The following is a 24,587-nucleotide window of genomic DNA, read 5'->3' on the forward strand; positions in this document are numbered from 1 at the left end:
GTGGATTTTTACATCACACTAACACCAAGGCCCGCTGACTGCGGGCCTTGTACATTCTGGCGGACGTGATACGCCTACCTGATAGTCACCAAGTAAGGATGGTCATTGCTTTGGCCAGAAAAATGATCAGGATCATTTGCGTAAGCACGCTCAAGTGAATCAAACGTGAGCGCGCTGGATTCATACGTCCAGTGCGCATCAGCCAAACCACCGCTAAAAAATGCCCAAGGATGCTCAATGCCAAGCATATTTTCAGGGTGAGCATGGTGGAAAAATTGCTGGCAAAAGGCTCTGCGAGCGCCGCGCGGTAGTTCCAGGCCAAAGCCAGCCCGGCGCCGTACAACGCCATGATCACCCAATGCATCACTCCACGCGCACGTTGCCCAAGGGCCTTGGATAATTGCTCCCGAGGCTCAGACGGCAATTCACGCGCAACGCGACTGAGGATCATCACCTCAAAAAATACGCCACCAATAAAGAACGCCGCAGCGCATAGGTGCACGAATTTAAGCAGTAGATACATCAGACACTTTCTCCTTAACCCGGATGACCATCAACCCGGGTGCGACACAGCATGGGTCCGTAGCAGTAAAGGTACTGCGCAAAAGCCAGGCTCCAGCACAACGCCGCCATCCACAAAGCCGGCTGGTAGGCAAACGACACCCAACGACACGCGCCAGCGCGGCCAGGTTAAGCAGCACAAACGCTACGGAAAAGCCTTTGGGTAATGTCAGAGGACGCCCCGTGTGGCCCAACGAAACCCGCGCCAGCATCGCCAGAATCAGCCCGCCGACCGAACCCACCGTCAGTGCGTGCAGTGCCTGGCTGGCCGTTATCGGCGCGCCCCAATGCCACAATGCCAAGGCCACACAGCCAATCACTAGCCAGGTATACGCCAGATGCAATGACCACAACAGCGGCACGCCCAACAGACCGCGATCAAACCAGCGGTACAAGCGCACAGCATGACCAATGCCCAGCAACATCAGCAACACACCGGCCATTACAGACGGCATTGAAAACCAACCAAGACCGGCAAGCACACCCGCCACTACGCTGCCCAACAGCAACGACCAGTCCAGCCACGGCCAGGGTTGCACGGCTGTTGTACGCAGCAACCCTCGCTGAGTGAAGAACGGAATCACTCGGCCGCCGATCAGTGTCATCATCGCCACCACAAGCCATACCGCCGCCAGACTGCCCTGATGCTGCCAGGCATCGTTGTGCTGCAGCACGCCGAGCAGGGTTAGGGTGTCGGCAGCCGTCAACAACAGCAATACCGCAACGATCGGGTAATTGCGCTGTTGCCGAACGGCCCATAACAGCCGCGCCATGACCGCCGCTACGGCTAGCAAAAACAGCACATTCAGCGCCAGCAGCACCTCAGCCGAGGGCAGCCACCAGCTCAACCGCCCCAACAGCCAGAGCACGGCCAACAGCCCCAACGGCCTGCCCGAAATACTTGCCTGGCCGGTCCAGGTCTGCACGGCCGTTAGTAGAAAGCCACTAATAATGGCCCCGGCAAAACCGAACACCAGTTCATGCCGGTGCCAGGCCAACCAACCCGCCTGCGGCGCGGGGAAAGACGCACCACCAAGCCAGGCAACCACCCAGAGTGGAATAGCCAGAGCAGCCAATACCACACCAAACAAAAAGAATGGCCGAAAGCCCAAACGTAACAAAGGCGTAATGGCCATGGCCCGGCGCTTATCAGTAACCTGCATAGGTGCTCCGATTATTGTGTCTGACGGGTTCAAGAGCTGCAGCCAACACTACCGGAGTATTTACATTGGTCAGCTGTGGATCATCTTCGGTACAAGGCAGCTCAACGGCTTGCAACTGCTGCCATAAATGAGCAGGGCTGCGCTCGCCTGCCGCCCAGGCAGCCTCCACTACCTTGCCTAGAGTACCCGGCAACACACACACCAAGGGCTGCAAAAACGCTCCCTGGCGTACCACCACGGGCCGTTCAGGATGCGCTCGAGATAAAGACTGCAGACCCACTAGCAAGGCCGTGCTGATTGCCGGCAAATCGCAAGGCACTACGAGCAGATGCGAACCACGCAGCGCCCTCAGTCCCTGCAAGATTCCCATCAAGGGGCCAGGGTAATCTTGCTGTGTATCGCCCAGAACACGCGTAGCAAATGCGGCGTAACGCGCCTGGTTACGGTTGCACGACACCAGCACTTCACACACCAACGGCTCAAGCCGTCGACAAACCTGTTCGGCCATAGACGTGCCATGCCAGTTCACCAGGCCCTTGTCGACTCCACCCATACGGCTGCCCCGACCTCCACTGAGCACCAGCCCTGAAAAGCTCACCTGCATGCCCCACACCTCATCTAATAGCATGCATCATGCGCTCACTCCGCATAACGACGCTTGATAAAGGTCAACTTCTAACGACTGCAACGCGGCCGATAACTCTCAGCTTTGTGTCAACTGCCGATACAGCTGCGGCAGGCGCAAAGAGAGTTGCTCGGGTTGGCGGATCAACGTGTAGCCATTGGCACCGAACATATAGGGCAGATAGTCCTCGGCTTTTTGGTCGATGGTGATGCAGAACGGCAATAAGCCCTGACGCCGCGCCTCCAGCACCGCTTCGCGGGTGTCCTCGACGCCATAACGACCTTCGTAGAGATCCAGATCGTTGGGTTTGCCATCGGTCACCAACAGCAGCAGTTTGCGCCGCTGCCTGCACGCACCGAGCAGCACAGTGGCCTCGCGTATGGCCGCGCCCATACGGGTGTAATAGCCGGGTTTGAGCGCCTGAATGCGTCCACGGGTGTTGTCGTCATAGCGCTGCTTAAAGGATTTTAGTTCGAGCATGCGCACCTGCTGACGGCGCAAGGATGAGAAGCCATAGAGGGCGAAATTGTCACCCAGAGTCGACAGGGTTTCACCGAACAGCAACAGACTGTCGCTGATCACCTCGACCACCCGGCGCTGGTCGTCCAGGTGAGCGTCGGTGGACATAGAAACGTCCGCCAGCAGCAGGCAGGCCAGGTCGCGCCGAGTTTGCCGCTGCTCCATAAACAAACCTCGTTCGACGCACTGACCATGCTGACGCTCGACATGAAAATCCAGCCAGGCCTGCATATCCAGCTCCGAGCCCTGGGGCTGCTGACGCAGCCACTGGCGATCGTTGCGCAGGTGCTCGAACTGACGACGCAAGCGCTTGGCTAGCGGTGCCAGACGCAAAGGCAGCGACTGCGGCTCGCTGCCGCGCGGCACCATCATCTGCAGGTTGACGAAGTTTTCGCACAGGCTCTGCTTGCGATAGTCCCACTCCGGCAGTTTGATGCCCTCGCCCAAGGGAATGTCGTCGACATCCGCAGGCGGCAGGTCGAGGTGCAACTTGAGCCCGCCTCCCTTGCGCAGGCGTTGCTTGGACAAGGCCAATTCGTCGAGATCCTCGGCGACACGGGCAGCGTCCAGGTCTTCGCTGTCGTCCGTACAGCGATCCAGTTCGACATGCTCGGACCAACTGAACAGGTTCTCCAGGCGGAAGATCAGCAGGCCTCCCTTGCTGGTACTTTCCTCGACCCGCTTGGCACGCTTGGGACCACCCTGGCTTTCACCCGGAGGGGTCAGCAGGTTGCCCTCGCTTTCTTCGCCCAGTTCACAGGCCTGGGGTTCGCCGAGGTTTTGCGCCGGGTACAGCCACAGCGGCAACGGCCAGGGGGCCAGTTCGCTACGGGGAAAATGCTCGACACTGCCCGGTTCGCGCAGGGCCTGACAAAGTGCAATCTCCAGCTCGGCCTCATCCTTGGCCAACGAAACGGGATCCGGGCGCAATTGAAGGTGGGCTTCGACCAACCGCTGGTAGCGCGGGCGCATGGCCGGGTAGGTTTCCAGCAGTTGCAGGGTCCAGCGCTGGTTGTCCCGCGCCCAGTGGCGCATCTCCCCCGCTTGCGCGGCCAGCAGCGCCAGCCAGCGATAGAGATCCTGATTCAGCGCGACCTCAGGGTAGACTGCCAGACTAGGTGGCAGGCGAAGATTATTGGCATCACACCAGGCCACAGACATTTGCTTGCAGGTACCTGCCACCTGCTGCAACAGGTTGCGCCGCAACAGCAGGTCGCGCGCGCTGGCGGCTGCCACGCCGACTCCGCTGGCGCCACCCATGGCTCGAAATAGCAATGCCAAAGGCCGTTGCATACTGGCTAATTCAACCCGCGCCTCGGGAAAGTCAGGGCTGGCACGCCGGGTAATAAAGCGGTGCCAAACGCTGCCTACCCACTCTTCCACTTCGATGGTAAAAGCCATCTGGTTCACCTTGCTCGCTGTGCTCCGTGCCAAAGGCCCGCAGCCAAATGCAAAAACGGCCCGCTGTACCAGCCGGGCCGAGATCTATCTAGCGACCTGCCACATCGCTCAAGTCGAAACGGCTAGCGCAGCTTCGTCACGGGCTGTGGCACGGCCGCGCTGCTTGAAGCTGAACAGGTAGCAGAGCAAACCGATCAAAAAGACCACTCCGGCAGCCAGACGCAACCAGAAGAACACGGCCATCTGATCCACGGTGTTCATAAACGACAGCGCGGTGCCATCCGTGGGCCAACGTTGCAACTGAATCTGCACCACGCCTGCAGCGGTAAGGAACAGGGTGATCGCCACCATCGACAGGGTCATCAGCCAGAATCCCCAAATTTCGACAGTTTGCGCCCGCGCGTCCGGTGCCTCACCAAGGCCGCGCAAACGTGGCATGGCGTAGCTGATCATGGTCATCACGATCATCGCGTAGGCCCCGTAGAACGCCAGGTGACCATGGGCTGCGGTAAGTTGCGAGCCGTGGGTGTAATAGTTCACCGGTGCCAAAGTATGCAGGAAGCCCCACACGCCCGCGCCGAGGAACGCTGTCACGGTAGTGCCCTTTGCCCACAGGGTGGCAGCACGATTCGGGTGTTGCCGACGCCGATTACCGACCATGGTGAAAGCGAACAACACCATGGCGAAGAAAGGTATCGGCTCCATCGCAGAGAAGATCGAGCCGACCCACAGCCAGACCTCGGGCGCACCTATCCAGAAGAAGTGGTGACCGGTACCGAGGATACCGGTGATCAGAGCCATGGCGATGATCACGTACAGCCATTTCTCGACCACTTCACGGTCCACACCAGTGACCTTTATCAACACGAAGGCGAGCATCGCACCCATGATCAACTCCCACACCCCTTCCACCCACAGGTGCACCACGAACCACCAGTAGTACTTGTCGCGCGCCAGGTTTTCCGGGTTATAGAAAGCGAACAGGAAGAACACAGCCAAACCGATCAGTCCGGTCATCATGACCATGCTGACAGTGGTTTTTCGACCTTTGAGCAGGGTCATGCCGATGTTGTAGAGGAAGCCCAGGGCTACCACCACGATGCCGATTTTAGTGATGGTCGGTTGCTCGAGGAACTCACGGCCCATGGTCGGCAATAGATCGTTGCCGGTCATTTTGGCCAGGCCCGCATAAGGCACGAACAGGTAGCCGAGAATGGTCAGCACACCGGCGGCAGCGAACACCCAGAATAGGATCATCGCCAGCATCGGGCTGTGTAGCTCGCGGTCCGCCTCCTCGGGAATCAGGTAGTAGGCAGCGCCCATAAAGCCGAATAGCAGCCATACGATCAGCAGGTTGGTATGGACCATCCGCGCCACATTGAAGGGGATCAATGGGAACAGGAAGTCGCCGACCACATACTGCAGACCCATGATCAGACCGAATAGTATCTGCCCGAGGAATAGCATCAGGGCGAACACAAAGTACGGCTTGGCCACTGCTTGCGATTGGAATTTGAGATGCGGGTTCATGATGGTCATCTCTCAGCCCTCCTTGTTTGGCGGCCAGTCGTTGGTATCGATCTTCGAAGTCCACTTAAGGAACTCCGCCATATCGTCCACTTCTTGCTCGCTAAGGTTGAATTGCGGCATCGCTCGGCGGCCCGGAATGCCCAGGGGTTGCGCCTTCATCCAGGCATGCAGAAACGGCTTGAAGGCCGCATCCTCGCCACGCCGGGTGAACACATTGCCCAGTTCGGGCGCGAAGTAGGCACCCTCGCCCAGCAGGCTGTGGCAGCCGATGCAGTTGTTGTTTTCCCAGACCGCTTTGCCGCGCACCACCGACTCGTTCATCTCTGACTCGTTGCTGCGTTCTGGAAAGGTCTGCTCTGTGTGATAGGTCAGGGCCAGAAATACCAGGAAGAAGAACACGCTCCCTCCAAAGTAAATATTCCTGGCCATGCTCTTGGTGAAGGTCTCTGACATGGTCGCTTCCTCTTTGCTTGGCGTGACCATTCTAGAAAGCCTGCTAACGAAACCCGCTTGATGGCAATCAAGAAAATCCGATGGTTATGCTCAGGTATAACGACGGGGTTGAGGAGGAGGGATTGATATCTAGCAGGACAAGGCAGCCGTGCATTCAGGGCACTATGTGCTATGAGGGTAGAAGTGGTCCGTGGACGCGATGAGCTGCATGGCTATGCGCTCACGCCATACCCCCCCCAGTGAGACGTAGCCCAGATGCAATCCAGGCTACAAAGAGACACTTAAGGCCAGCAACACACCCGCGGCCATCACCACCGGCCAACTCAGTATCAACCAGCGCCACATTGGCGGCGCATGACGCAACTCCATAAAACCGTCTGCAATCAGCCAGGCCTTGCCCAGGGCTGCGAGTAATACCGCGCAGACCATCAGCAGGGTCGCCCCGGCACTGCCCAGCTGTACGCTGGCAAACGACAGTACGGCCAGGCCCAGCCAGCAGGCGATCAGGGTAGTCGAAGCGGACATGGCGACCTCCTCGGTCAATTGAGCACATAGACCAGCGGAAACAACAGCACCCAAACTAGATCGACCATATGCCAATAGAGCACGCCGGATTCCAGTGCGCTGCAATTGCCCGGCCCATAAGCACCCTGTCGGCAACGCTCGGCTAGCCAGCTGAGGATCACCAAACCGAGCAGTACATGGACGAAGTGAAAACCGGTGAGAATCCAGTACAGGGTAAAGAAGGTGTTGTGCTCCATGCCTAGGCCGCTATTAGCCAGATGGCTGTACTCGCCGAGCTTCAACCACACATAGACGCTGGCCGACAGCAACGCCGCCAGCAGCAACCAGGCCCCCCGCCGTGCCTGAGCCTGGCGCACTTGCTCCTGGGCCAGCGCGGCGAACAGTCCGGAGGTCAGCAGGCTCAGGGTCAAGGCCAGGCCGGTGGAGCTGTCAAGCAACTGCCGGCCGTCATGGAACAACTGCGGCTGTAATGCTTGGGCCACCGCGAAGGTGAGGAGCAGCAAGGCAAAAACCGTCAGCTCGGCAAGGATAAAGAACCACATCGCCAGGTCACCCGGCAGATGGCGCGTAGGGCTAGCGTCTGGACGCAGGGTCAGTTCAAGCGAAGTGGACATCGACCACGTCCATCAGCGCGGCGACGGTCTGCGGATCGTCCGACAGCGGCTCGGCCAGACAGGCCAGGCAGGCCTCGCGCGGGCTCATGCCGGAGCCGATCATACGTGCGGTAAAAATCAGCAGGCGGGTCGAGGCCACCTCCTCCAGATCATGCTGCTCCAGCCGGCGCAGAGCCTGCCCGAGCTTGACCACCTGCGCGGCCAGCTCGGGCCCGACCCGCGCTTCATTGGCGACGATGCGTTCTTCCTCGGCAACCGGCGGATAGCCGAAACGCAGGGCAACGAAGCGCTGGCGAGTGCTAGGTTTCATACCCTTAAGCAGGTTTTGGTAGCCAGGGTTGTAGGACACCACCAGCATAAACCCCGGCGGCGCGCGCAATACCTCGCCGGTGCGCTCCAGATACAGCTCGCGGCGATCGTCGGCCAGCGGGTGCAGCACCACAGCGGTGTCCTGGCGCGCCTCGACCACCTCGTCCAGGTAGCAGATGCCGCCCTCGCGCACGGCACGAGTAAGCGGCCCGTCCTGCCACCAAGTGCCCTGCGCACCAATCAAGTGGCGCCCTACCAAATCGGCGGCGCTTAGGTCGTCATGGCAGGCAACGGTATAAAGCGGTAGGTTCAGGCGGTGCGCCATGTACTGCACGAAGCGGGTCTTGCCGCAACCGGTCGGGCCCTTGATCAGTACCGGCATGCCGTGCTGCCAGGCCTGTTCGAACAGCACCTGCTCATTACCCAGGGTTGGTAGAACGGCGCATCCAACACAGCAGCCGTTTCGACGAGTTTCACAGGCGCATTCACAGTCAGTACCTCACCGCGGTGATTAATCATGCCTGCACGCTACCTGCGACCTACTTCGGCCCTCAAGCCGCGCGCGGGCAACTCTTGATTCTGGTCAAGCCCATCGGCAATCGGCCTGAGTATGCTGCCCCTAGCGTTGAATGAAGTGGTCGGATATAGCCGAATCACCTCTCAACCAGGCAATGACTACTGTCAGCCCTCGTATCCGAACCCTTTACGATCAGCATGGGTCCATACCTATAACCGTAGAGATCCGTGCTCACGCAGAGAGGCTCAGGCAGCACCCAGAAGAAGACGCTCAACAGTAACTGCAGCGAAATTGGCAGGGCTCATACCCTGCTCTTCAATAGCCTTGAGGAAATAATCACCATGAAGAAAATTCTGCTCCCCTTGCTCGTTCTGGGGGCTGCGCTGAGTGTGCAGCCTGCCTTCGCCACTGACGCCGAAGCGCTGTTCAAGAGCAAGCCCTGTGCTGCCTGCCACAACATCGACATGAAAATGGTTGGCCCGGCGCTGAAAGAAGTCGCAGCGAAATACGCAGGAACCGAAGGTGCCGTCGAATTGCTGGCCGGACGCATTAAGAACGGCACCCAGGGCAACTGGGGCCCGATGCCGATGCCGGCTAACCCGGTCACCGATGAAGAAGCGAAGATCCTCGCCGAGTGGGTACTGAGCCTCAAATGATCCACCGCAGGACGCCAGGTTGCTGGTGTCCTGCATCTTCCTTCTTCGATTGAACCCTACTGCCGCCGCCAGCTTGCCGGCAAACCAATTCAGCAATCATCAGCGGGCTGACACCTCTATGCTTTGTTGCGCGACGGGTCCTGAGCAAAGCTTCGCATTCCCCCTGCCGCGCCTTGCGGTTGCCAACGTCATAGCGACCGCCTAGCGGTAGCACTCAAGCCAGCGAACGCCCTGTCTCGAATTGCGCCACCACGGCCTCGACGATGCGCATAACCTCGAGATTAGCCTCCTCCATCCGTCCGAGATGCTCGAGCGAGGCCTCCAGTTCCAGCTGTTGGTAGGCATCGAGGGCCGCCTGACCTTGCGCATGCACAGCAGTATGTGGCCGTTCGATTTGTCCGAAACAGTCGAGCTTCTGCAGATCGCGGTTGCCCTCGCCGTAGTACCAGCGGCCGAAGCGGCATTCGCGCTCGCTCGGTAGCGGTGCCGCGTCCCGACTGCTACCGAGCACCTGGTTGTAGACCACGACCTTGAGTGACAGCTCATCCAGGTTGGCCAGCTCGATGCCGGCGCGAAAGGCTGAAGCCTCAATGCCCTGGCGCATGCTACTGGCCAGCAGGCGAAGGGATTGCATCGCGCTCACCGCCTGCTCGGTAGTGTTGCTGAAGCCTTTGGCGAGAGAGCCCTGCGTCTGAATGTAATGATGAACGTTACTGATTTCCGCCTGCACCTCAGCGATCTTGCGCCCAATGTCGCCAGTAGCCAGAGCCGTCTTTTCCGCAAGTTGACGCACTTCCCCGGCGACCACCGCAAAGCCGCGGCCGGCCTCACCAGCACGGGCTGCTTCGATGGCCGCGTTCAGTGCCAGTAGATTGGTTTGGCTGGCGATGCCACTGATCAAGTCGACTATGCCGTTGATCTCCCGCGAACGTTCAGCCAAGGTGTCGACCTTGCTCGAGGCCTCGCTCAAGCCACGTTCCATGTCTGCGGCCTTGCCCTGCAGCTCGCTGAAATCCCTCTGGTTGCTCAAGGCTGCGCTGGCCACTTGCTCGGCTCGGGTCTGATTTTCTGACAATTGTCCGGCAAGGTACTCGAACGAATCGCCGAGCTGGGCTACCGAGGTGCTGAAGCGGATCAGATGGCCGGACACACCGCGGTAGTAGTCGAGCTGTCGCTGGCTCTGCACATTGGCCGCCTGCTCCTGCGCCAGCGCCTGCTTGAGTGCCTCGATCCGCTCTACCTGCGATGCCTGTTCTGCCTGCGCGCGCCGCTGCTGTTCAATCAAACCGAGGGCGGTTTTTTTCCATTTGAACCACATATCCACCTCATTCGCCTCGGAGTTGTAAAAATTTCAAGCGCCACCTCAAGGCCGTCTTCAAGCATTCGCAGCAAGGCGCGCCAGAGGAAAAGCAGAGGAGTTTGGTGAGTTCAATGGCATCGCTTTCACGGACTGCAACACCGCTGAGCACATTTGCCGGCAGCCGTAGTAGGTGAGCGTTTTTTCCCAGCCGCTCAACCCAATGTATACCCGTTGTCGACCACCCAGTCCTGGCCATAGACGCCGCGCGCGCCGGCCGATAACTGGAACAGGATCACGCTGGCGACCGCCGCAGCATCGAGAAAGTGTCCTGGCAGCAAGCGCTGAGTGACGCTGTCCGCGACCGCGCCCAATTGCTCGTCGTTAAGCCCCAAACTGCCCCAGAGTGCAGTTGCCGTGGGACCAGGAGAGACTAAATTGATACGCACACCGATAGGTGCAAACTCAACCGCAAGGGTCCGCGCCTGAGCGCTGAGTGCCGCCTTGCTGGCAATGTAGGCTGCTAAGCCGGGAAAGGTAGAACGGGTTAAAAAACTACTGATGAACACCACCGAACTTTGGGCTGCCAGCGTATGGCGCAGCGCAGCCAAGGTATTCAATGCCCCTGCGCCATTGACCGCCCACTGTCTATCGAATGCTGCCAGGTCGAAGCTCTCGGCCAACTCGGCGACACCTGCATTGGGCACCAAATAATCTACTTGCCCTAGTTCTGCTGCGCGTTGCCCTAGGCTCGTCAAATCCTTAATCGAAGTGACATCCCCCGCCTGCCAGAACAGGAGACCGGGATAGCTCGCCTGCAGGCTCTGTAGCGCTCCAAGACTGCGCGACATTGCCACCACTCTGGTGCCGTATTGCAGCAAGGCAGCACATAAAGCAAAACCAATACCTGAACTGGCCCCTGTTACAACAGCCAGACGATCCTGAAACTCGGTTCTCATCAGCTACTCCGATACTTGGCAAGACCAAACGACAAGGCCGCCCATCCGTACGGCAAGGCATCAACCGCCGTTACAGTCTTTTTACAGGTAGCACGGGCTTTAGCGACTTGACCGCAATCAGCTTTGTGCTTTAGAGGTGCGCAAAGGGTCGGACTCGGTTTTGTTCGTGGATGTGCTAGGACCGTCCACAGTCATAACGGCCTTTTAAGCAACGCAATCCTCCAGGCAAAACGAATTCCCTACAGTCGATGACGGACTAGAGTGCATCCGGAATTCGCAGGTGGTCGGTGTACGCAGCCATATACCTAACCAGGCTACTGCAATGGCTGTTTGTTCGATTCAGGCGACTGCAGCGGATCATCACCACTCATCGATTTGCGAAAGCCAGTGATTGCACCGCCAATATCAGAGCCCAAATTACGTAAGCGCTTACTGCCGAAAAGCATGATCACAATCAGCAGAACGATCAGGAGTTGCCAAATGCTTATACCCATGGTGATTTTCTCTTTTTGAATAGTGGAACGTGCTCAATGCGGACTCATATGCTGCATTCCCGCAGCTTGTTGGAGCACGTCCTGGTTCATCTCGCCGAAGCGCAATACGCGAGCGCCGTGAATTGCGGCCAGCTTCTTCGCTGCTTGTTGATCACCAAACGAGGCGATAACCGCGCCCATAGCACCTTTCAACCCACTATCGCCTAGGTCGACCACGTAAAAAGCCTTGGTGGCATCAATCAAGTGGCTGTCGTCCGGCTTGAGCCATTCGCCTCGCCCCATATCGTGTACATACAGCCTGGCTGCACCAATACGGTTCTCCGGTTGCAACCACCAACCAAGCATTTCGGCAGCAGAGCAAAACTTCTTAACCGAAGCGCCATCCACCGCCTCGCCCTTGGGGCCCGGAAAGTCGGTGATGATCATGCCGCACACATGGCATTCATCCGAGCTGTGGAATGCCACCGGCCCCAGATTCTGTTTTTGTTCTACCGGCTCCCCACAGGCCGCCAGAAACAGACCGAACAGCAAAACCAGCAGGGTTCGAGACGTATCTAAGAACGCATTTCTCATTTTTCTTTCTCCATATCTGTAACAAGACTCGCAACTACATATCGCCCCCATCAGGCGCGATGCAGCGCCCATAGCAATCCATGCGTAATTACGATGCACGTAAAAAGTCACGTCGGTCGACGCAGAAAGACCCAATGAGCCAGAGTCAACGGCACGCCAACCCACATCAACAGGCACACCCACAGCAACTGGCCGTCTACGGGTAGATCACCACCCAGGGCCATTACACCCAAGGCATTACCATTGCCTTCGAAGCCGGACAGGTTGATCAGTCGGTAGACATCGGCCGGGTTGAGCAGCAATAGCCAGGGCAGCAAATCGGGGTTGAACTTACCCTCGCTCAGTACCAGCAACGCCAGCAGCGCGAGATCGAACACGAGTACGAAGAGGAACCACAGCCCCAGGGCCAGCCCGGCGGCGCTGGATTTTTCACTGACCTTGCTGCTCAGCACATAGGCCATGGCCAGAAACACCCAACCGAGCAAGGTCGAGGACAACATAAAGCGGCCGAACGCCCAGGCCAGCAGACCCAGTTCGATATCCTCGACCAACACGGCGATGGCCAGGGCCGCACAGCCGAAGCCGATCAGGGTGGCCAGAGCCAAGATCAGACCATGGCCGACGAATTTGCCCAGCAGTAACTGGCCGCGACCTAGGGATAGGTCAGCAACAGCATCAGGGTGCCGCCCTCGTCCTCGCCGACGATGGCGTCGTAGGCAAGCAGCAACGCGATCAGCGGCACCAGAAAGGTCGCCAGGCTGGCCAAGCTGGCGATGGTCGCCGGGATCGAAGTAAAGCCCAGTTGCCCGGACGCCGCCGCGCCAAGCCAGGCAATGCCCACCGCCAGCACCGCGAACAGCAGGCTGATGGCGAGTAACCAGCGATTGCGCAGGCCGTCGCTTAGTTCCTTACGGGCGATATTCCAGACCTGGCTCATACCGCACCTTCCCGGGCCTGTGTGCTCTGGGCCTGATCCATGTAATGGCGGTACAGATCTTCCAACGACGGCTGGTGGATATCGATGTCCTGAGCACCGCCTTCGCCGAGCAGTTCGCGCAGCAAATCAAGCTTATGGCCATTGATCGCCACCACTTCGATGCCATCAATGCCGACCGAGCGGGCTTGGTGCCCGCCAGCACGCCAGCGTTGCAACAACTGTGCACTCTGTTTCAGCCCACTGGCGCGGATCAGCGCCGGCAAGCCGGCGTCTTCGCGCAAGCTGGCCAGGCTGCCGACCGCTTGCAAACGACCATGGGAGAGAATCGCTGCGCGATTGATATGCGCCTCGACCCCCGGCAACACATGGGAGCAGAGAATGATGCTGGTGCCCTGCTGACGCAGACGATCGACCAGTTGGTAGAGATCCTGGGTGGCGATGGGATCGAGGCCGACCGTGGGTTCGTCGAGTAGCAGTAGACGCGGCGCGCCAAGCAACGCCTGGGCCAGACCGAGACGCTGGCGCATGCCCTTGGAGTAGGTCTTGACCCGACGCTCCATGGCCGGAGCCAGGCCGACCTGTTCCAGCAACTCGTCCACCTGGCTTAGTGGCGCGCCCTTAAGTCGGGCGAAGTGCCGCAGGGTTTCGCGGCCGCTGAGTTGCGCATAGAAGGTCACGTTCTCCGGCAAATAACCGAGTTGCTGGCGCACCAGCGAATCCTTCGGGTTGCGCCCAAGCACCTGCACCGTGCCGCTGCTGGCCTGCAGCAGGCCGAGAATCAACTTCATGGTGGTGGTTTTACCCGCACCGTTATGGCCGAACAGGCCCAGCACTTCGCCCTCACCTAGGCTCAGGGTCAGATCGTGCAGCACAGTCATGCTGCCGTACTGCTGGCTGACGCCTTTGATTTCGACGGCATTCATGGCGTTGGCTCCTGGCGGTTTTTCAGCAGATCGACCGTGGGCAATTGCATCAGTGGATGGCTGTCCTGCACGCCCGGGGATTTCATCACCGGAAAAGTGCGTTGTACCCAGCGCAGCAGTTCGATGCTTGGGCTATTCATCAGCAGACGCACCTGTGGGTAGAGCCACAGCAGGCGGTCGACGTTGTCGTTGGGTTCGTAGGCGACATCGCCCAGACCGTCATCGTTGCGGTCCCAGCCGAGGTAATCGCTCCAGTAATTGCCGCGCCCATCCACCGACCATTCCTGGGTACGCACCGCGACATATTTGACCTGTTGCTGGTTGTCGACGAAGGCGTTACCGGCGATACGGTTATCCTCGGAGCCCGCGGTCAGGTGAATGCCAAGGGCGCTGCGTTCGAAGTGGTTGTGCTCGATGCTGTTGAACAGCGAGTTGTAGATAAATAGCGCCTTACCTTCGGCGCCGGAGATCATGCTGTCGCTGGTCGAGCCGCTGCGCACATCGCTGACGAAGTTGTCACGGATAGTCGAATAGGTGATGTAGTTCATCAGAATGCCGTAGTTCTCGTCCTGCTCTGAGCGATTGCCGGTCACCGTCAGCTTGCGACTCTGCATCAGGGCATAGCCGGTACGGGTGCGGCGGGTGGTGTTGCCGAGCACCTGGTTGTCGTTGGAAAACATGTAATGCACCCCGTAACGCAGGTCCTCCAGGGTGTTGCCTTCGAGGAGGTTACCGTTGGAGGTGTCGATATAGATGCCGTCACGGGTATCGCGCACCTGGTTACCGATAACCTTGGCACCGCGCACCCCGTACAGGTGAATACCATTGCCGCGATCCTGCGAACGGATGCTGGCATCGCCCTGGATGCTGTTGCCGATCAGGCTGACGTCCGACGTGCCATCGACCCAGATGCCAAAGCCCGGGCCCTGCATGCGGTTGTTTTTGATCAGTGCGCCGCTGGCCTTGGGCTGGATAAATATGGCGGCGTTCATGGCAGTCATATCGCGGCCCCAGTCGAGCAGCGTGCAGCCTTCGACGGTCACCTCGGGCGCGCTGATGATCAGGCCGTTGCCCTTCCCCTGGCCCTGTAGCACGGCACCAGGCTCGCAAAGAATATGCATCGACTGATCGATACTGAACGATCCCTGATACTCGCCAGCGGGTAACCGCCAGCGCTGGCCACCCTCGGCCTGCAGCGGCAAAACGGTGATGGGTTGCGGTGCCGCCTGGGCTGCGCCGCAGAGAATAAGCAGCGACAGCGCAGCGGCGTAAAGCGAAAAGATTGCCTGAGGTCTGAGCACTGCGCTTACCTTGATTCGCGAACCGCATAGGGCTCGCGAACTAAATGGGGGCCTTAGCCCGGATGCAATCCGAGGGCTTTGGCCTTCCCGGACTCCATCCGGGCTAAGGGGTTACCTAGATCGGTCCCCTCGCTCCTCTGAGGAGAGGGTAAGGAGGGACCCGGCCAGGGTGAGGGGCTGGGTTATTGAGAGTTCCCACGATGGAGCGTGGGGACCCTCAGTGTGGCTGCATACTTACGCTGGCTTAACCATCATGCGGCCGACCATTTCCATATGCAGCGCGTGGCAGAACCAGCTGCAGTAGTACCAATGCAGGCCGGGCTTGTCGGCAATAAAGGTGATCGACGAAGTCTGCTGCGGGCTAATTTCCATGCTCGCACCGTGGTTGACCATAACGAAGCCGTGGGACACGTCTTCGATCTGGTCGATATTGGTAATGGTCACGGTGACTTCGTCGCCCTGATTGACGTTGAACTCGGTCAGACCGAAAGCGGGTGCCATCGAGGTCATGTACACGCGGACTTTATTGCCCTCACGGATGACCTTGTTATCCGCCTCCAGGTTGATCCCGTCCTTTTTTGCCCGCTCGACTGTGGGAGCGAAGAACGGGTCGTTACGGTCCCAGATCTTGCGGGTCTTGATCTGGTCACGACGCGCCATGGTGCAGTCGTGCGGTTCGGCGAAGGTCGGGCCATCATGCACCAGCTTCATTTCGTCGCCGGAAATGTCGATCAGCTGATCGTTTTCCGGGTGCAGCGGGCCGGTTGGTAGGAAACGATCCTTGGAGAACTTGCTCAGGGCGATCAGCCACTTGCCGTCCGCTTCGCTGGTTTCGCACAGCGAGGCGTGAATGTGCCCAGGGTTGTAGTGCACGTCGAGCTTCTGCTTGATGTAGTTGACCTTTTCGCCCTTGTAGGCGCGCACGGCCTCGGCCATGTTCCACTTAACCACCTGGCTGTCGATAAACAGCGTGGTATAGGCATTACCGCGACCGTCGAAGGTGGTGTGCAGCGGGCCCAGGCCCAGTTCCGGCTCGGCGGCAATGGTGTCGCGCGGGTCCTTAAGTTTGTCGTCGAACAGGTCGTCGAGCTTGGCGATTTCGATCATCGACACGGTCGGCGACAGCTTTCCGTTGGCGATAAAGTATTTACCGTCGGATGAAGTGTTGCAGCCGTGCGGGTTCTTCGGCACCGGAATATAACGGGTCAGCAGCGAGCCTTCGCGGCCATCGACCACCGGTGTTTTGGAATCACCAAGGGTCGTGAACTTACCGGCCTTGATCGCCGCTTCGATGCGCTGGATGTTGAACACCACCACCCAATCGCGCTCGTTGCGCATCATGCCGCCGATGTCGTAAGCCTTCTCCGAGTTGTAGCAGGTGGCGGCAGCGTACTTGCCGGTGTAATCGGCGTCGGTGTTGTCCAGGTTACCGTCGACGATGACCTGGAAGGCCATTTCCATGGTCTCGGCGTCGATAGCGTTGAACATGGTGTAGCTGTTCTTATCCTGCAGATCGAAGGTGCTGCCATCGTTGGGGTGCGGAATAACGAACTCGGCGTTGGCAAACACGTACTTGGTGTACGGCACCTTCTGCAAACGCAAACCGTGGATGGCCTGGACGTTGGGCACGGTGATCATCTTGTCACACTTCATGATATCCAGACGGATACGCGCGACCCGGCTGTTGGCCTTGTCGTTGATAAACAGGTACTTGCCGTCGTATTTGCCGTCGGTCATGGAGATATGTGGGTGGTGGCAGTCGCCGTTCTGAAACTTGGCGCTTTCACCCATGATGTGCTTGCTTTCGTTGGTCAGGCCCCAGCCGGTGGCCGAGTCGACGTTGAACACCGGGATGCGCATCAATTCGCGCATCGAGGGCACACCGACCACCCGCACTTCGCCCTGGTGGCCACCGCTCCAGAATCCGTAGTAATCGTCCAGCTCGCCCGGGCCGACATGAATCTTGGTTTTCGACTCGCTAACTGCAGCCGCCCAGGATTCGCGCGTCATCACTGTGCCGCCCAGCGCCGTCGCAGCCACTGCCGCACCAGTTATGGCCGAGGCACCAAGGAAACCGCGGCGGCTCAAACCGAGTTTTTCCTGCTGCTCGGCTGCGCTTTTCGGGTTGCTGTTCTTCGATTCTTTATCGCTCATCGGTTCTGCTCCTAGGCTAAATAAAAGCGGTTGTCGACCGGACTACGCGAGACTCACCGGGCTAGTTCAGGGCTCAACCACATGCACTACGGGTATCAAAGTCGGGGGGGGCAGATCTGTCTGCACAGGTGCCTGTTTGCCGCGCTTCTTTTTCTTCAGAATCAGTGGCGGGCACTTGTCGTCGTTGTGATAAGTCATCTGGCAATCGAGGCAGTAGTGGCACTCGTTGTGATTGATATGGCCGTCAGGGTGGATCGCCTGAATCTCGCATTCCTTGGCGCAAAGCTGGCAGGGGTTGCCACATTCCTTACGGCGCTTGAGCCAGTCGAATAGGCGGAACTTGCTCGGAATGGCGAGCGCGGCGCCCAGGGGACAGACATAACGGCAGTAGACCTTGCGGGTGAAAATGTTGATCACCAGGAGAATCACGGCGTAGAGCACGAACCACCATTGGCGGTCGAACTTGAGGGTGATGGCGGTCTTGAACGGTTCCACTTCGGCGAAGCGCTCGGCGCTAGACAGCGACTCCAGGGACAGGCCGAATAGCAGCAACAGAATGATGTACTTGATCGCCCACAGTCGCTCATGCAGGGCGAAGGGTAGCTCGTACTGAGGGATTTTCAGTTTGCGAGCGGCCTCGTTGATCAGCTCCTGCAACGCGCCGAACGGGCACAGCCAGCCGCAGAACACGCCGCGGCCCCAAAGCAGGATGCTAGCGGCGGTGAAGGTCCAGATAATGAAAATGATCGGATCGGTGAGGAACAACTCCCAACGGAAGTCCTGCACCAGGGCATGCACGAACGTCAGCACGTTGACCACTGACAACTGGCCCAGGGCGTACCAACCGATAAACACCACAGTGAAGATCAGGTAACCGCGACGCAGCCAATGGAGGAAGTGCGGACGTTGGGTGAATTTGTCCTGGAGGAACAGGATCACCGTAAGCAGTAGCAAGGCGACCAGTATCACACCGATCTGAAAGCTCTTCTGGTACCAGATGTTCAGCCACAACGGCCGGTTGGCTTCCTCGATGGCCGCCAACTCGGCGGCGCTCGGTTGTGGCCGTTCGAGGTATTCCTCGGGCATCTGATAAGCCAGTTCGAAGCTGCTGAAAATGCCGCTGATGGGGCCGGTCTGTCTCTTTACCAACAGCTCAAGAGTCCAGGGAGAGCCAGGATCGAAGCCATAGGGCTCGCGCACGATAAAGATCGCCATCTCGCTGAAGTCCGGCATGCCTTCGGCATAGACATCGCTCAGACGCTCGAAATCACGGTCGTGAAAGCTGATGGTGGTGCCAAACTGTCGCAACTGCACCCGGTCGAAGATGCCGCCACGCACGTAACCCGAACCCTTGAACGAGTAGCTGCCGCTGCCCAGCACGGCAATCGCCTGCTCGCCGGGCTTGAGCGATTCCATCAGCGAACGGTACTGGTTATCGCCGAGGAGATTTCGGCCGATGGTCGGCGCATTCAGGTGCGCGGTATAAAGGTCGATAAAGGTGTCGTCGACCTGCTCAGGCGCAGCTACCTCGACCCCTTCAGCTTCGCTGCCCTTGAACGCCTCGTCGACCTGACCACGGGTCAGGTGCAGGCGGCGAATGGCTCCGTTACCCGTCAGTTGAATCCAGTCGGCAGGTTGATAAATATCCTCGCGTAGCGTGGCTGGCTTCCGCGTCAGGCCGACATCATCCGCGACCAGACCTAGCGAAACCGCCACCGTATGGGCGGCACGCATCACCACTTCATTGACCACCATCACCGTCACGGTGGCACCGGTAACCGCATCGACTGTCACGGCATTCGTGTCACTGGAACGCCCAACCACCACCCGCTGATTGACCTTGATGCCTTTGTACTTGGCGTTGAAGGTATGCAGCTTGGCCTCGGGAATGCCGATCAGCAGGATTGGCTCATGGTGCTCAAGCACATAGGCGTCTTGAATCACGCCGGCCGTATCGAGGATCACCTGCATATTGATTGGCTTACCGGAATAGGCTGGGATATCGACCACATCCAGGCTCTGAAACACGTAGCCGAGCACCTTGTCGCCACTGGACAGGGTGCGCACCTTGAACTCGCCCTGTGGTTCGGATGGCTCATCGGCGTCGGGGAAAATTGAGTCGATGCGTTGCTGTTCTATTTCGCCGTAAGTTTTGGCTAGCACGGTCTGGGTGGTTGCCAATATGAACGCGAATAAAACTGCGACAGCCGCCCCCATAAGCGCCAGCCTCTTTGCAGGGAGATGAAGCTGTTCATGATTGACCGGCATTGGTAGCTGGATCGGACGACCACCGTAGTCCAGGCAGGCGAACGACAGATATTTTCTTCGGGAGCTGACAAGCGTGCATATGGAATATCCGCCTTAGGCGGCTAGAACGTACCGCCATGGTAGGCATGTCCATCTACCCGCCCCTTGATCATAATCAAGTATCGAGCGATGCATCGGTGCGTTGGCACACGCAGCCTGGATACGATCCGGAAACAGTTTTCCGGGGCCATAGCCTCCGGATTACATCTGGGCTAAAGCCCTGTTGGGCGGGTCCAACAGACCAAGTCCTTTAGGGACGACTCCACTGGAGTGGTTCGGTCGTCAGATGGTCAGCCGTTTAGCTACTGCACGGGGTCAAAAATGCTGCGGTCGCTCCACGGGTTGCTTGGCTGGCCTTAAGCTCCATGCTGGCGATACTGCGCAGGTGAACCTGATCAGGACCGTCGGCAAAGCGTAAGGCACGGCCGGTGGTCCACATATCAGCCAAAGGCGTGTCCGGGGTCAGACCCATGGCACCGTAGACCTGCATGGCGCGGTCGACCACACGGGTGTGCATGCCTGGCACCAACGCCTTGATCATGGCGATTTCCTTGCGCGCGGCCTTGGTGCCGACCTCATCAATCATCCAAGCGGTCTTGAGCACTAACAAACGCGCCTGCTCAATCTCGATACGAGACTCGGCGATCCAATCGCCAATATTGGCGTACTGATGCAGGTATTTGCCGAAGGCCTTGCGTTCCTGCGCGCGCTCGACCATCAATTCTAGAGCGAGCTCAGCCATGCCGATGGAACGCATGCAATGGTGGACACGCCCGGGGCCGAGGCGCGCCTGGGCCATCATAAAGCCCGCCCCCTCCTCCCCCAGCAAATTGCTAACCGGCACCCGCACTTCGCGCAGCAACAATTCGCTATGACCTTCCGGGGCGATATGGTTCATCACTGGGATATTGCGCAAAAGTTGAACGCCGGGCGTGTCGAGCGGCACTAAAATCATGCTCTGCTGGTGATGGGCGTCAGCATCCGGGTCGGTCTTGCCCATGACGATCAGCAGCTTGCAGTCTGGGTGGGCGGCATTGGTAATAAACCACTTGCGGCCGTTGATCACATACTCATCGCCCTCACGGCGGATCAGCGTCTGAATGTTGCTGGCATCGGAGGAAGGTACGTCTGGCTCGGTCATGGCGAACGCCGAACGAATCTGCCCCTCCAGCAAGGGTTGTAACCAGCGTTGACGCTGCTCGTCCGTCGCAAATAGATGCAGCAACTCCATATTGCCGGTGTCCGGCGCGCTGCAATTAAACACCTCAGAGGCCCACGACACACGGCCCATGATTTCCGCCAACGGCGCGTATTCAAGATTGCTCAGTGGCGTGCCCGGCTCATCGGCATGTAGCGCCGGCAGAAACAGATTCCACAAGCCTTCGGCGCGCGCCAGTGCTTTCAAGTCTGACATAAACGAGGGCGGAAACTGACCGGCCGCAACCTCGGCTTGCCATTGGCCAATACGCGGCACGATATGCGCCTCAACAAAGCTTTGCAGATGCTGACGCAGTGCGTCTGTACGGGGGCTGTAGGCAAAATTCATGGCGAACCTCGAGGCAGGCTGAGCATTGGTTGAATGCCGCACTGTAACTTGCCATCTAAGCAAAACCGAGGATGCTCCGAGTGTTGAATCAGGCCCTATCAGCGCGCCCTAAACAGCGCCAGTTATTGACTAAAGTCATCGCTCGCCAGCGCGTCAACGCGTACAAGCGACGTGCGACGTGCGACTACCGTGCGCTTTGAACATTGTCGGCTCTCTGCGTTATGGTCGATACCCAGCTTATTGTGGAGATCAGTCTTATGGCTCTAAAACACGCAGGTTCAGGAGAGGTTATCGAGCTACTGCCGACCATGACCACGTCGACGCAAATTTCCCAGGCACTGATTTGCGCCCCACGTTTAGAAGTCATGCGCTTGGTGCTGGAGGCCGGCAAGATAATACCCGTCCATTCCGTAGCCGGCCCACTGACCATTCAATGCCTGCAGGGTTGCGTCGAAGTGGAGGCTGAGGGGATCTGGCAAAGCCTGCACGAGCATCAGTTGATGTTCGTCGCGGAAGGTGTGGAACACGCTCTGCAAACCAAGGTAGACGCCATCGTGCTGGTCACCTTGATACGGCTGCAGCACAGCGATTAGCATCACTATCCCCCCGAGAGGTAGGCCGATTCTCACTGGCCTACCAGTGGAGGTAAACATTGCCTTAGCCAACAGCACGATAGCCAACATTTGTAGCAGCACAGCCCAGTGCAATTTACGATACATCGCGGGGGTCATGCGCCCGCTGCGCAGCAACATTGCCAAGGCGCCGTAGCTAATGAACACGGCCAGTGCCAGCGCAATTTTCAGTGTCAACAGGGTTGCGAAACTGCTCGAAAACGGCGCACTCAGCACCTGCCGATAGTGCCAGGCCAAGCCAACGCCGGCGCCATACAACAGCAGCACCACCCAATGCAGCACCTCCCGCGTACGCACACTCAGCGCATACTCCAGCGACGGCAGGACTGCGTAATCGAGTTGATGTTTGACACGGGCCAAAATCACTAACTGAAAAAACACCACGCCGACAAACGCGATGGCCGCTAGCAGATGTAACGTATGAAACAGCGCATACCACACAGAACACTCTCCTGTTTATCCACTAACGGCACTCAGGCAGCCTGCCAACTATGGCGCTGATGCTGTGATATGCGAGCCCTGCAGAGTCACCTGCTGTCCTTCGACAAAGCGCGCATCAGAAGAACGAATGCTGCGAGTGTTGCCATTTTCATCCCTAAGCACATAAAGCGTTTGTTCCATTCCCATCGTTTCTTGGGCCTGGCTTCCAGCCAGGTAACCGAGGCCACCCCCAATCAACGCGCCCACCGGGCCACCCGCCGCACCGCCGAGCATGAAGCCCGTTAAGCCGCTAAAACCGCCGCCGACCCGCGTATCGCTTTGCGCCGAGATTATCTGGTCGGCTTGTCCCAGTGGGCTGTTCAACAGAGCTGCAACGGCGCACAAAGTGATGATTTTACGCATGACATTTTCCTTGCTTAGGTTATGAGTCTCACTCAGTACCATCACAAATCATGCCAATAAATTATCCTTAAAAATCAATACTATAAAACTAATAACGGTATAAATTACCAAATAGAGCATGGTAGTAAAGACCCCCGAGTGGTGATTTTTACCATCACTTAATAGTAAGCACAGAACATAACCGCAGCGACGACTGCCAGTCCGCGGCACTGCGTTGGCAGCAAGCCGAATATGGTTTCAGAGAGCTGGGACCAGGTGAGCAGTTTCGACTTATCAAGCAGCAATCTCAGGGCGCCGATCCAGAGGGTCTAGCAGACGTATCAGCAATACAGGCTCAGACCGAACTGTTATGCCTTCTTATAAAAGCTCAGGCATGCAGCGGGTCGCGCCGCTCAAGGCATCGCCGAGAGTGTGCCAAACCGCCGCTGCGTCGCGGCGGGCTCAGTTCGGCCTTGCTCCAGCACCTTGCACACCGCACCAACCAACAGACGCCCAGCCGGCAGAATACTCAGAGCCTGGGGCGTCAGTTGCAGCAAGCCATCTGCCGCCATCTGCTCCAACGCCGGTCGACATGCGCTCATATAGTCGCGCGATAGCTCGCCAAAGCTCGCCTCCAAGGCTTGCAAATCGACCTGCAAATCACACAGCAGAGCCTCACTCAGCGCACTCTGCAATTGCTCTTGCGCAGAGCTATGGCGGCCATGAAAAGTGGCCAACTGATCGTTCGCCAGCTGCATCTGATAACTGGCCAAATCACGCCGATTCTGCAACTGCAGCGTGCCAATATGACTGATGCCACCCACCCCAATACCAAGCAGGTCGGCACTGGCTTCGCAGCTATAGCCCAGCCAATTGAGCTGCAAGCCCCCGCTCTCGCGGGCCCCAACCAATGGGTCATCCTTTAATGCGAATTGCCCCAAGCCGATATAGCAATAACCGGCCGCGTCGAGTTTCTCGAGCGCGTGTTGATACATGGCTTGTTTGTCGGGTGCTGCGGCGAAATCGCGCGCACTGCGGCGCTGGCTGGACCGATAGCGCTGAGGCGGATAAGCGTAATCAAAAAGCAAGATCCGCCCAGGCTGCAGTTCGATAATTGCCGCCAGTTTGTTCCTAAAGCTGTTTAGACTCTGCCAGGCTCGACCGTAGCCGAGATCAATATTCACTGAGGTGAACTGCAGGGTGCGCGCCGCCTCGATCAGCCAGCGAGTTTTGCGCGAGTCACGAAAATCCACAACCACCCCTGCGGCCGGCGAACAGGCGTCTGCCACACCAATACTGACATGATTGAAACCCAGCTCGCGGAGCAAGCCCATGCGGGCCCAATCGGTCTGCGCCGGATCTATCTCGACGCTGTCATCGCCGAATGCCGAGGAGTGAACAGCAAAACGCTTGCGCACCAATGTAAGCAAGCGCTGCAGCTGCTCGGCACTCACGGCGCCACGGCTTAAATGGAGCCGTTGAACCGATTGCTTAGCGCCAATGTGGCACCCGAGCAGTTCGACTTCCCGTCCTAGGCAAGCAAGATAGCGCTCATTAAACGCGCTCTGCATGGGCAGCAAGCTAACAGCCAAATGCAACGGCCGCTGGCCACTGCGCAATGCACGGAGCAGATCAATCGCTGCAAAACCCTGCTGGAGCGGGCCGATCGGTGGGTAGTCGCTACAGGTAGCCGCGGCATGCCCGTAGCGCTTGATCAACTGGCGGCTCGACTGGATATCTGCAGGCATAACGCGCTCCCGGCGCTTAAA

Annotated in this window: 21 protein-coding genes and 3 pseudogenes; 1 reads left to right on the forward strand and 23 read right to left on the reverse strand. The window is 58.4% G+C overall.

The window, feature by feature from the left end:
• Positions 1-85: 85 nt before the first annotated feature.
• From ACEPAJ_RS12615 to ACEPAJ_RS12655, 9 genes and pseudogenes are all read right to left on the reverse strand, one after another.
• Complete coding sequence (locus tag ACEPAJ_RS12615) at positions 86-526, reverse strand: CopD family copper resistance protein (RefSeq protein ID WP_090253959.1); 441 nt, start codon at positions 524-526, stop codon at positions 86-88.
• A gap of 11 nt (positions 527-537) precedes the next feature.
• Positions 538-1,724, reverse strand: a pseudogene (locus ACEPAJ_RS12620) (NnrS family protein).
• The gene (gene mobA / locus ACEPAJ_RS12625) at positions 1,711-2,328 is read right to left on the reverse strand and encodes a molybdenum cofactor guanylyltransferase MobA (RefSeq protein WP_090254134.1); all 618 of its coding nucleotides are present in this window, start codon (positions 2,326-2,328) and stop codon (positions 1,711-1,713) included. Before mobA ends, ACEPAJ_RS12620 begins: the two are co-directional and overlap by 14 nt.
• Before the next feature lie 99 nt (positions 2,329-2,427).
• Positions 2,428-4,269 carry a nitric oxide reductase activation protein NorD gene (locus ACEPAJ_RS12630; protein WP_425915133.1) on the reverse strand — a complete coding sequence of 614 codons (1,842 nt, stop codon included), beginning with the start codon at positions 4,267-4,269 and terminating at the stop codon, positions 2,428-2,430.
• Between the two features lie 108 nt (positions 4,270-4,377).
• Positions 4,378-5,808, reverse strand: coding sequence for a cbb3-type cytochrome c oxidase subunit I (locus ACEPAJ_RS12635; protein WP_090253964.1), 1,431 nt, complete (start codon positions 5,806-5,808; stop codon positions 4,378-4,380).
• A gap of 3 nt (positions 5,809-5,811) precedes the next feature.
• Complete coding sequence (locus ACEPAJ_RS12640) at positions 5,812-6,252, reverse strand: c-type cytochrome (protein WP_090253967.1); 441 nt, start codon at positions 6,250-6,252, stop codon at positions 5,812-5,814.
• Between the two features lie 267 nt (positions 6,253-6,519).
• A complete protein-coding gene (locus ACEPAJ_RS12645) occupies positions 6,520-6,777 on the reverse strand; it encodes a cytochrome C oxidase subunit IV family protein (RefSeq protein WP_090253968.1) in 258 nt (85 codons plus the stop codon).
• A 14-nt stretch (positions 6,778-6,791) separates the two neighbouring features.
• Positions 6,792-7,391, reverse strand: coding sequence for a cytochrome c oxidase subunit 3 (locus ACEPAJ_RS12650; protein ID WP_425915138.1), 600 nt, complete (start codon positions 7,389-7,391; stop codon positions 6,792-6,794).
• Entirely contained in the window at positions 7,375-8,127 is a 753-nt protein-coding gene (locus ACEPAJ_RS12655; protein WP_425918029.1) for a CbbQ/NirQ/NorQ/GpvN family protein, read from the reverse strand. The genes ACEPAJ_RS12650 and ACEPAJ_RS12655 overlap by 17 nt, the downstream gene beginning before the upstream one ends.
• 431 nt (positions 8,128-8,558) lie before the next feature.
• Between ACEPAJ_RS12655 and ACEPAJ_RS12660 the strand changes: the two genes are divergently transcribed.
• Positions 8,559-8,873 carry a c-type cytochrome gene (locus ACEPAJ_RS12660; protein WP_090253972.1) on the forward strand — a complete coding sequence of 105 codons (315 nt, stop codon included), beginning with the start codon at positions 8,559-8,561 and terminating at the stop codon, positions 8,871-8,873.
• 214 nt (positions 8,874-9,087) lie between these two features.
• On the opposite strand, the gene ACEPAJ_RS12665 is transcribed toward ACEPAJ_RS12660, so the two are convergent.
• The 14 genes and pseudogenes from ACEPAJ_RS12665 to ACEPAJ_RS12730 all read right to left on the reverse strand — a co-directional run bounded on the left by ACEPAJ_RS12665 (position 9,088) and on the right by ACEPAJ_RS12730 (position 24,566).
• A complete protein-coding gene (locus ACEPAJ_RS12665; protein ID WP_414628383.1) occupies positions 9,088-9,507 on the reverse strand; it encodes a CZB domain-containing protein in 420 nt (139 codons plus the stop codon).
• A gap of 48 nt (positions 9,508-9,555) precedes the next feature.
• Positions 9,556-9,813, reverse strand: a pseudogene (locus tag ACEPAJ_RS12670) (methyl-accepting chemotaxis protein); the annotation flags it as partial.
• A 572-nt stretch (positions 9,814-10,385) separates the two neighbouring features.
• Positions 10,386-11,129 carry an SDR family NAD(P)-dependent oxidoreductase gene (locus tag ACEPAJ_RS12675; protein WP_090253975.1) on the reverse strand — a complete coding sequence of 248 codons (744 nt, stop codon included), beginning with the start codon at positions 11,127-11,129 and terminating at the stop codon, positions 10,386-10,388.
• A gap of 314 nt (positions 11,130-11,443) precedes the next feature.
• Positions 11,444-11,623 carry a twin-arginine translocase TatA/TatE family subunit gene (gene tatA, locus ACEPAJ_RS12680; RefSeq protein ID WP_090253977.1) on the reverse strand — a complete coding sequence of 60 codons (180 nt, stop codon included), beginning with the start codon at positions 11,621-11,623 and terminating at the stop codon, positions 11,444-11,446.
• A gap of 33 nt (positions 11,624-11,656) precedes the next feature.
• Positions 11,657-12,196 carry a nitrous oxide reductase accessory protein NosL gene (locus ACEPAJ_RS12685; protein ID WP_090253979.1) on the reverse strand — a complete coding sequence of 180 codons (540 nt, stop codon included), beginning with the start codon at positions 12,194-12,196 and terminating at the stop codon, positions 11,657-11,659.
• Positions 12,197-12,303: 107 nt separating this feature from the next.
• Positions 12,304-13,133, reverse strand: a pseudogene (locus ACEPAJ_RS12690) (ABC transporter permease).
• Positions 13,130-14,056, reverse strand: coding sequence for an ABC transporter ATP-binding protein (locus ACEPAJ_RS12695; protein WP_090253983.1), 927 nt, complete (start codon positions 14,054-14,056; stop codon positions 13,130-13,132). The pseudogene ACEPAJ_RS12690 and the gene ACEPAJ_RS12695 overlap by 4 nt, the downstream one beginning before the upstream one ends.
• Entirely contained in the window at positions 14,053-15,339 is a 1,287-nt protein-coding gene (locus tag ACEPAJ_RS12700) for a nitrous oxide reductase family maturation protein NosD (RefSeq protein WP_420875472.1), read from the reverse strand. The genes ACEPAJ_RS12695 and ACEPAJ_RS12700 overlap by 4 nt, the downstream gene beginning before the upstream one ends.
• Before the next feature lie 252 nt (positions 15,340-15,591).
• Positions 15,592-17,511 carry a TAT-dependent nitrous-oxide reductase gene (gene nosZ, locus ACEPAJ_RS12705; RefSeq protein ID WP_090253987.1) on the reverse strand — a complete coding sequence of 640 codons (1,920 nt, stop codon included), beginning with the start codon at positions 17,509-17,511 and terminating at the stop codon, positions 15,592-15,594.
• A gap of 66 nt (positions 17,512-17,577) precedes the next feature.
• Entirely contained in the window at positions 17,578-19,728 is a 2,151-nt protein-coding gene (nosR, locus tag ACEPAJ_RS12710; protein WP_425915143.1) for a transcriptional regulator NosR, read from the reverse strand.
• A 388-nt stretch (positions 19,729-20,116) separates the two neighbouring features.
• Positions 20,117-21,364, reverse strand: coding sequence for an acyl-CoA dehydrogenase family protein (locus ACEPAJ_RS12715; protein WP_289240333.1), 1,248 nt, complete (start codon positions 21,362-21,364; stop codon positions 20,117-20,119).
• A 356-nt stretch (positions 21,365-21,720) separates the two neighbouring features.
• Positions 21,721-22,437: a CopD family copper resistance protein gene (locus ACEPAJ_RS12720; RefSeq protein WP_425915145.1), complete on the reverse strand. Its 717-nt coding sequence runs from the start codon at positions 22,435-22,437 to the stop codon at positions 21,721-21,723.
• A 48-nt stretch (positions 22,438-22,485) separates the two neighbouring features.
• A complete protein-coding gene (locus tag ACEPAJ_RS12725) occupies positions 22,486-22,839 on the reverse strand; it encodes a hypothetical protein (protein ID WP_090253995.1) in 354 nt (117 codons plus the stop codon).
• Between the two features lie 392 nt (positions 22,840-23,231).
• On the reverse strand, positions 23,232-24,566 hold the full coding sequence (locus tag ACEPAJ_RS12730; protein WP_090253997.1) for a hypothetical protein: 1,335 nt from the start codon (positions 24,564-24,566) through the stop codon (positions 23,232-23,234).
• Between the last annotated feature and the right edge of the window lie 21 nt (positions 24,567-24,587).

Source organism: Pseudomonas sp. GWSMS-1, from assembly GCF_049847425.1.
GTDB lineage: Bacteria > Pseudomonadota > Gammaproteobacteria > Pseudomonadales > Pseudomonadaceae > Aquipseudomonas.

Excerpts from the sequence above, each read along its gene's own strand:
- ACEPAJ_RS12685 (WP_090253979.1), bottom strand. The coding sequence starts at position 12,196 with ATGAGAAATGCGTTCTTAGATACGTCTCGAACCCTGCTGGTTTTGCTG.
- ACEPAJ_RS12730 (WP_090253997.1), bottom strand. The coding sequence starts at position 24,566 with ATGCCTGCAGATATCCAGTCGAGCCGCCAGTTGATCAAGCGCTACGGG.
- ACEPAJ_RS12725 (WP_090253995.1), bottom strand. The coding sequence starts at position 22,839 with ATGCGTAAAATCATCACTTTGTGCGCCGTTGCAGCTCTGTTGAACAGC.
- mobA (WP_090254134.1), bottom strand. The coding sequence starts at position 2,328 with ATGCAGGTGAGCTTTTCAGGGCTGGTGCTCAGTGGAGGTCGGGGCAGC.
- ACEPAJ_RS12650 (WP_425915138.1), bottom strand. The coding sequence starts at position 7,391 with ATGTCCACTTCGCTTGAACTGACCCTGCGTCCAGACGCTAGCCCTACG.
- ACEPAJ_RS12665 (WP_414628383.1), bottom strand. The coding sequence starts at position 9,507 with ATGCAATCCCTTCGCCTGCTGGCCAGTAGCATGCGCCAGGGCATTGAG.
- ACEPAJ_RS12695 (WP_090253983.1), bottom strand. The coding sequence starts at position 14,056 with ATGAATGCCGTCGAAATCAAAGGCGTCAGCCAGCAGTACGGCAGCATG.
- tatA (WP_090253977.1), bottom strand. The coding sequence starts at position 11,623 with ATGGGTATAAGCATTTGGCAACTCCTGATCGTTCTGCTGATTGTGATC.
- ACEPAJ_RS12645 (WP_090253968.1), bottom strand. The coding sequence starts at position 6,777 with ATGTCCGCTTCGACTACCCTGATCGCCTGCTGGCTGGGCCTGGCCGTA.
- ACEPAJ_RS12635 (WP_090253964.1), bottom strand. The coding sequence starts at position 5,808 with ATGACCATCATGAACCCGCATCTCAAATTCCAATCGCAAGCAGTGGCC.
- ACEPAJ_RS12675 (WP_090253975.1), bottom strand. The coding sequence starts at position 11,129 with ATGAGAACCGAGTTTCAGGATCGTCTGGCTGTTGTAACAGGGGCCAGT.
- nosZ (WP_090253987.1), bottom strand. The coding sequence starts at position 17,511 with ATGAGCGATAAAGAATCGAAGAACAGCAACCCGAAAAGCGCAGCCGAG.
- ACEPAJ_RS12640 (WP_090253967.1), bottom strand. The coding sequence starts at position 6,252 with ATGTCAGAGACCTTCACCAAGAGCATGGCCAGGAATATTTACTTTGGA.
- ACEPAJ_RS12715 (WP_289240333.1), bottom strand. The coding sequence starts at position 21,364 with ATGAATTTTGCCTACAGCCCCCGTACAGACGCACTGCGTCAGCATCTG.
- ACEPAJ_RS12660 (WP_090253972.1), top strand. The coding sequence starts at position 8,559 with ATGAAGAAAATTCTGCTCCCCTTGCTCGTTCTGGGGGCTGCGCTGAGT.
- ACEPAJ_RS12630 (WP_425915133.1), bottom strand. The coding sequence starts at position 4,269 with ATGGCTTTTACCATCGAAGTGGAAGAGTGGGTAGGCAGCGTTTGGCAC.
- nosR (WP_425915143.1), bottom strand. The coding sequence starts at position 19,728 with ATGGGGGCGGCTGTCGCAGTTTTATTCGCGTTCATATTGGCAACCACC.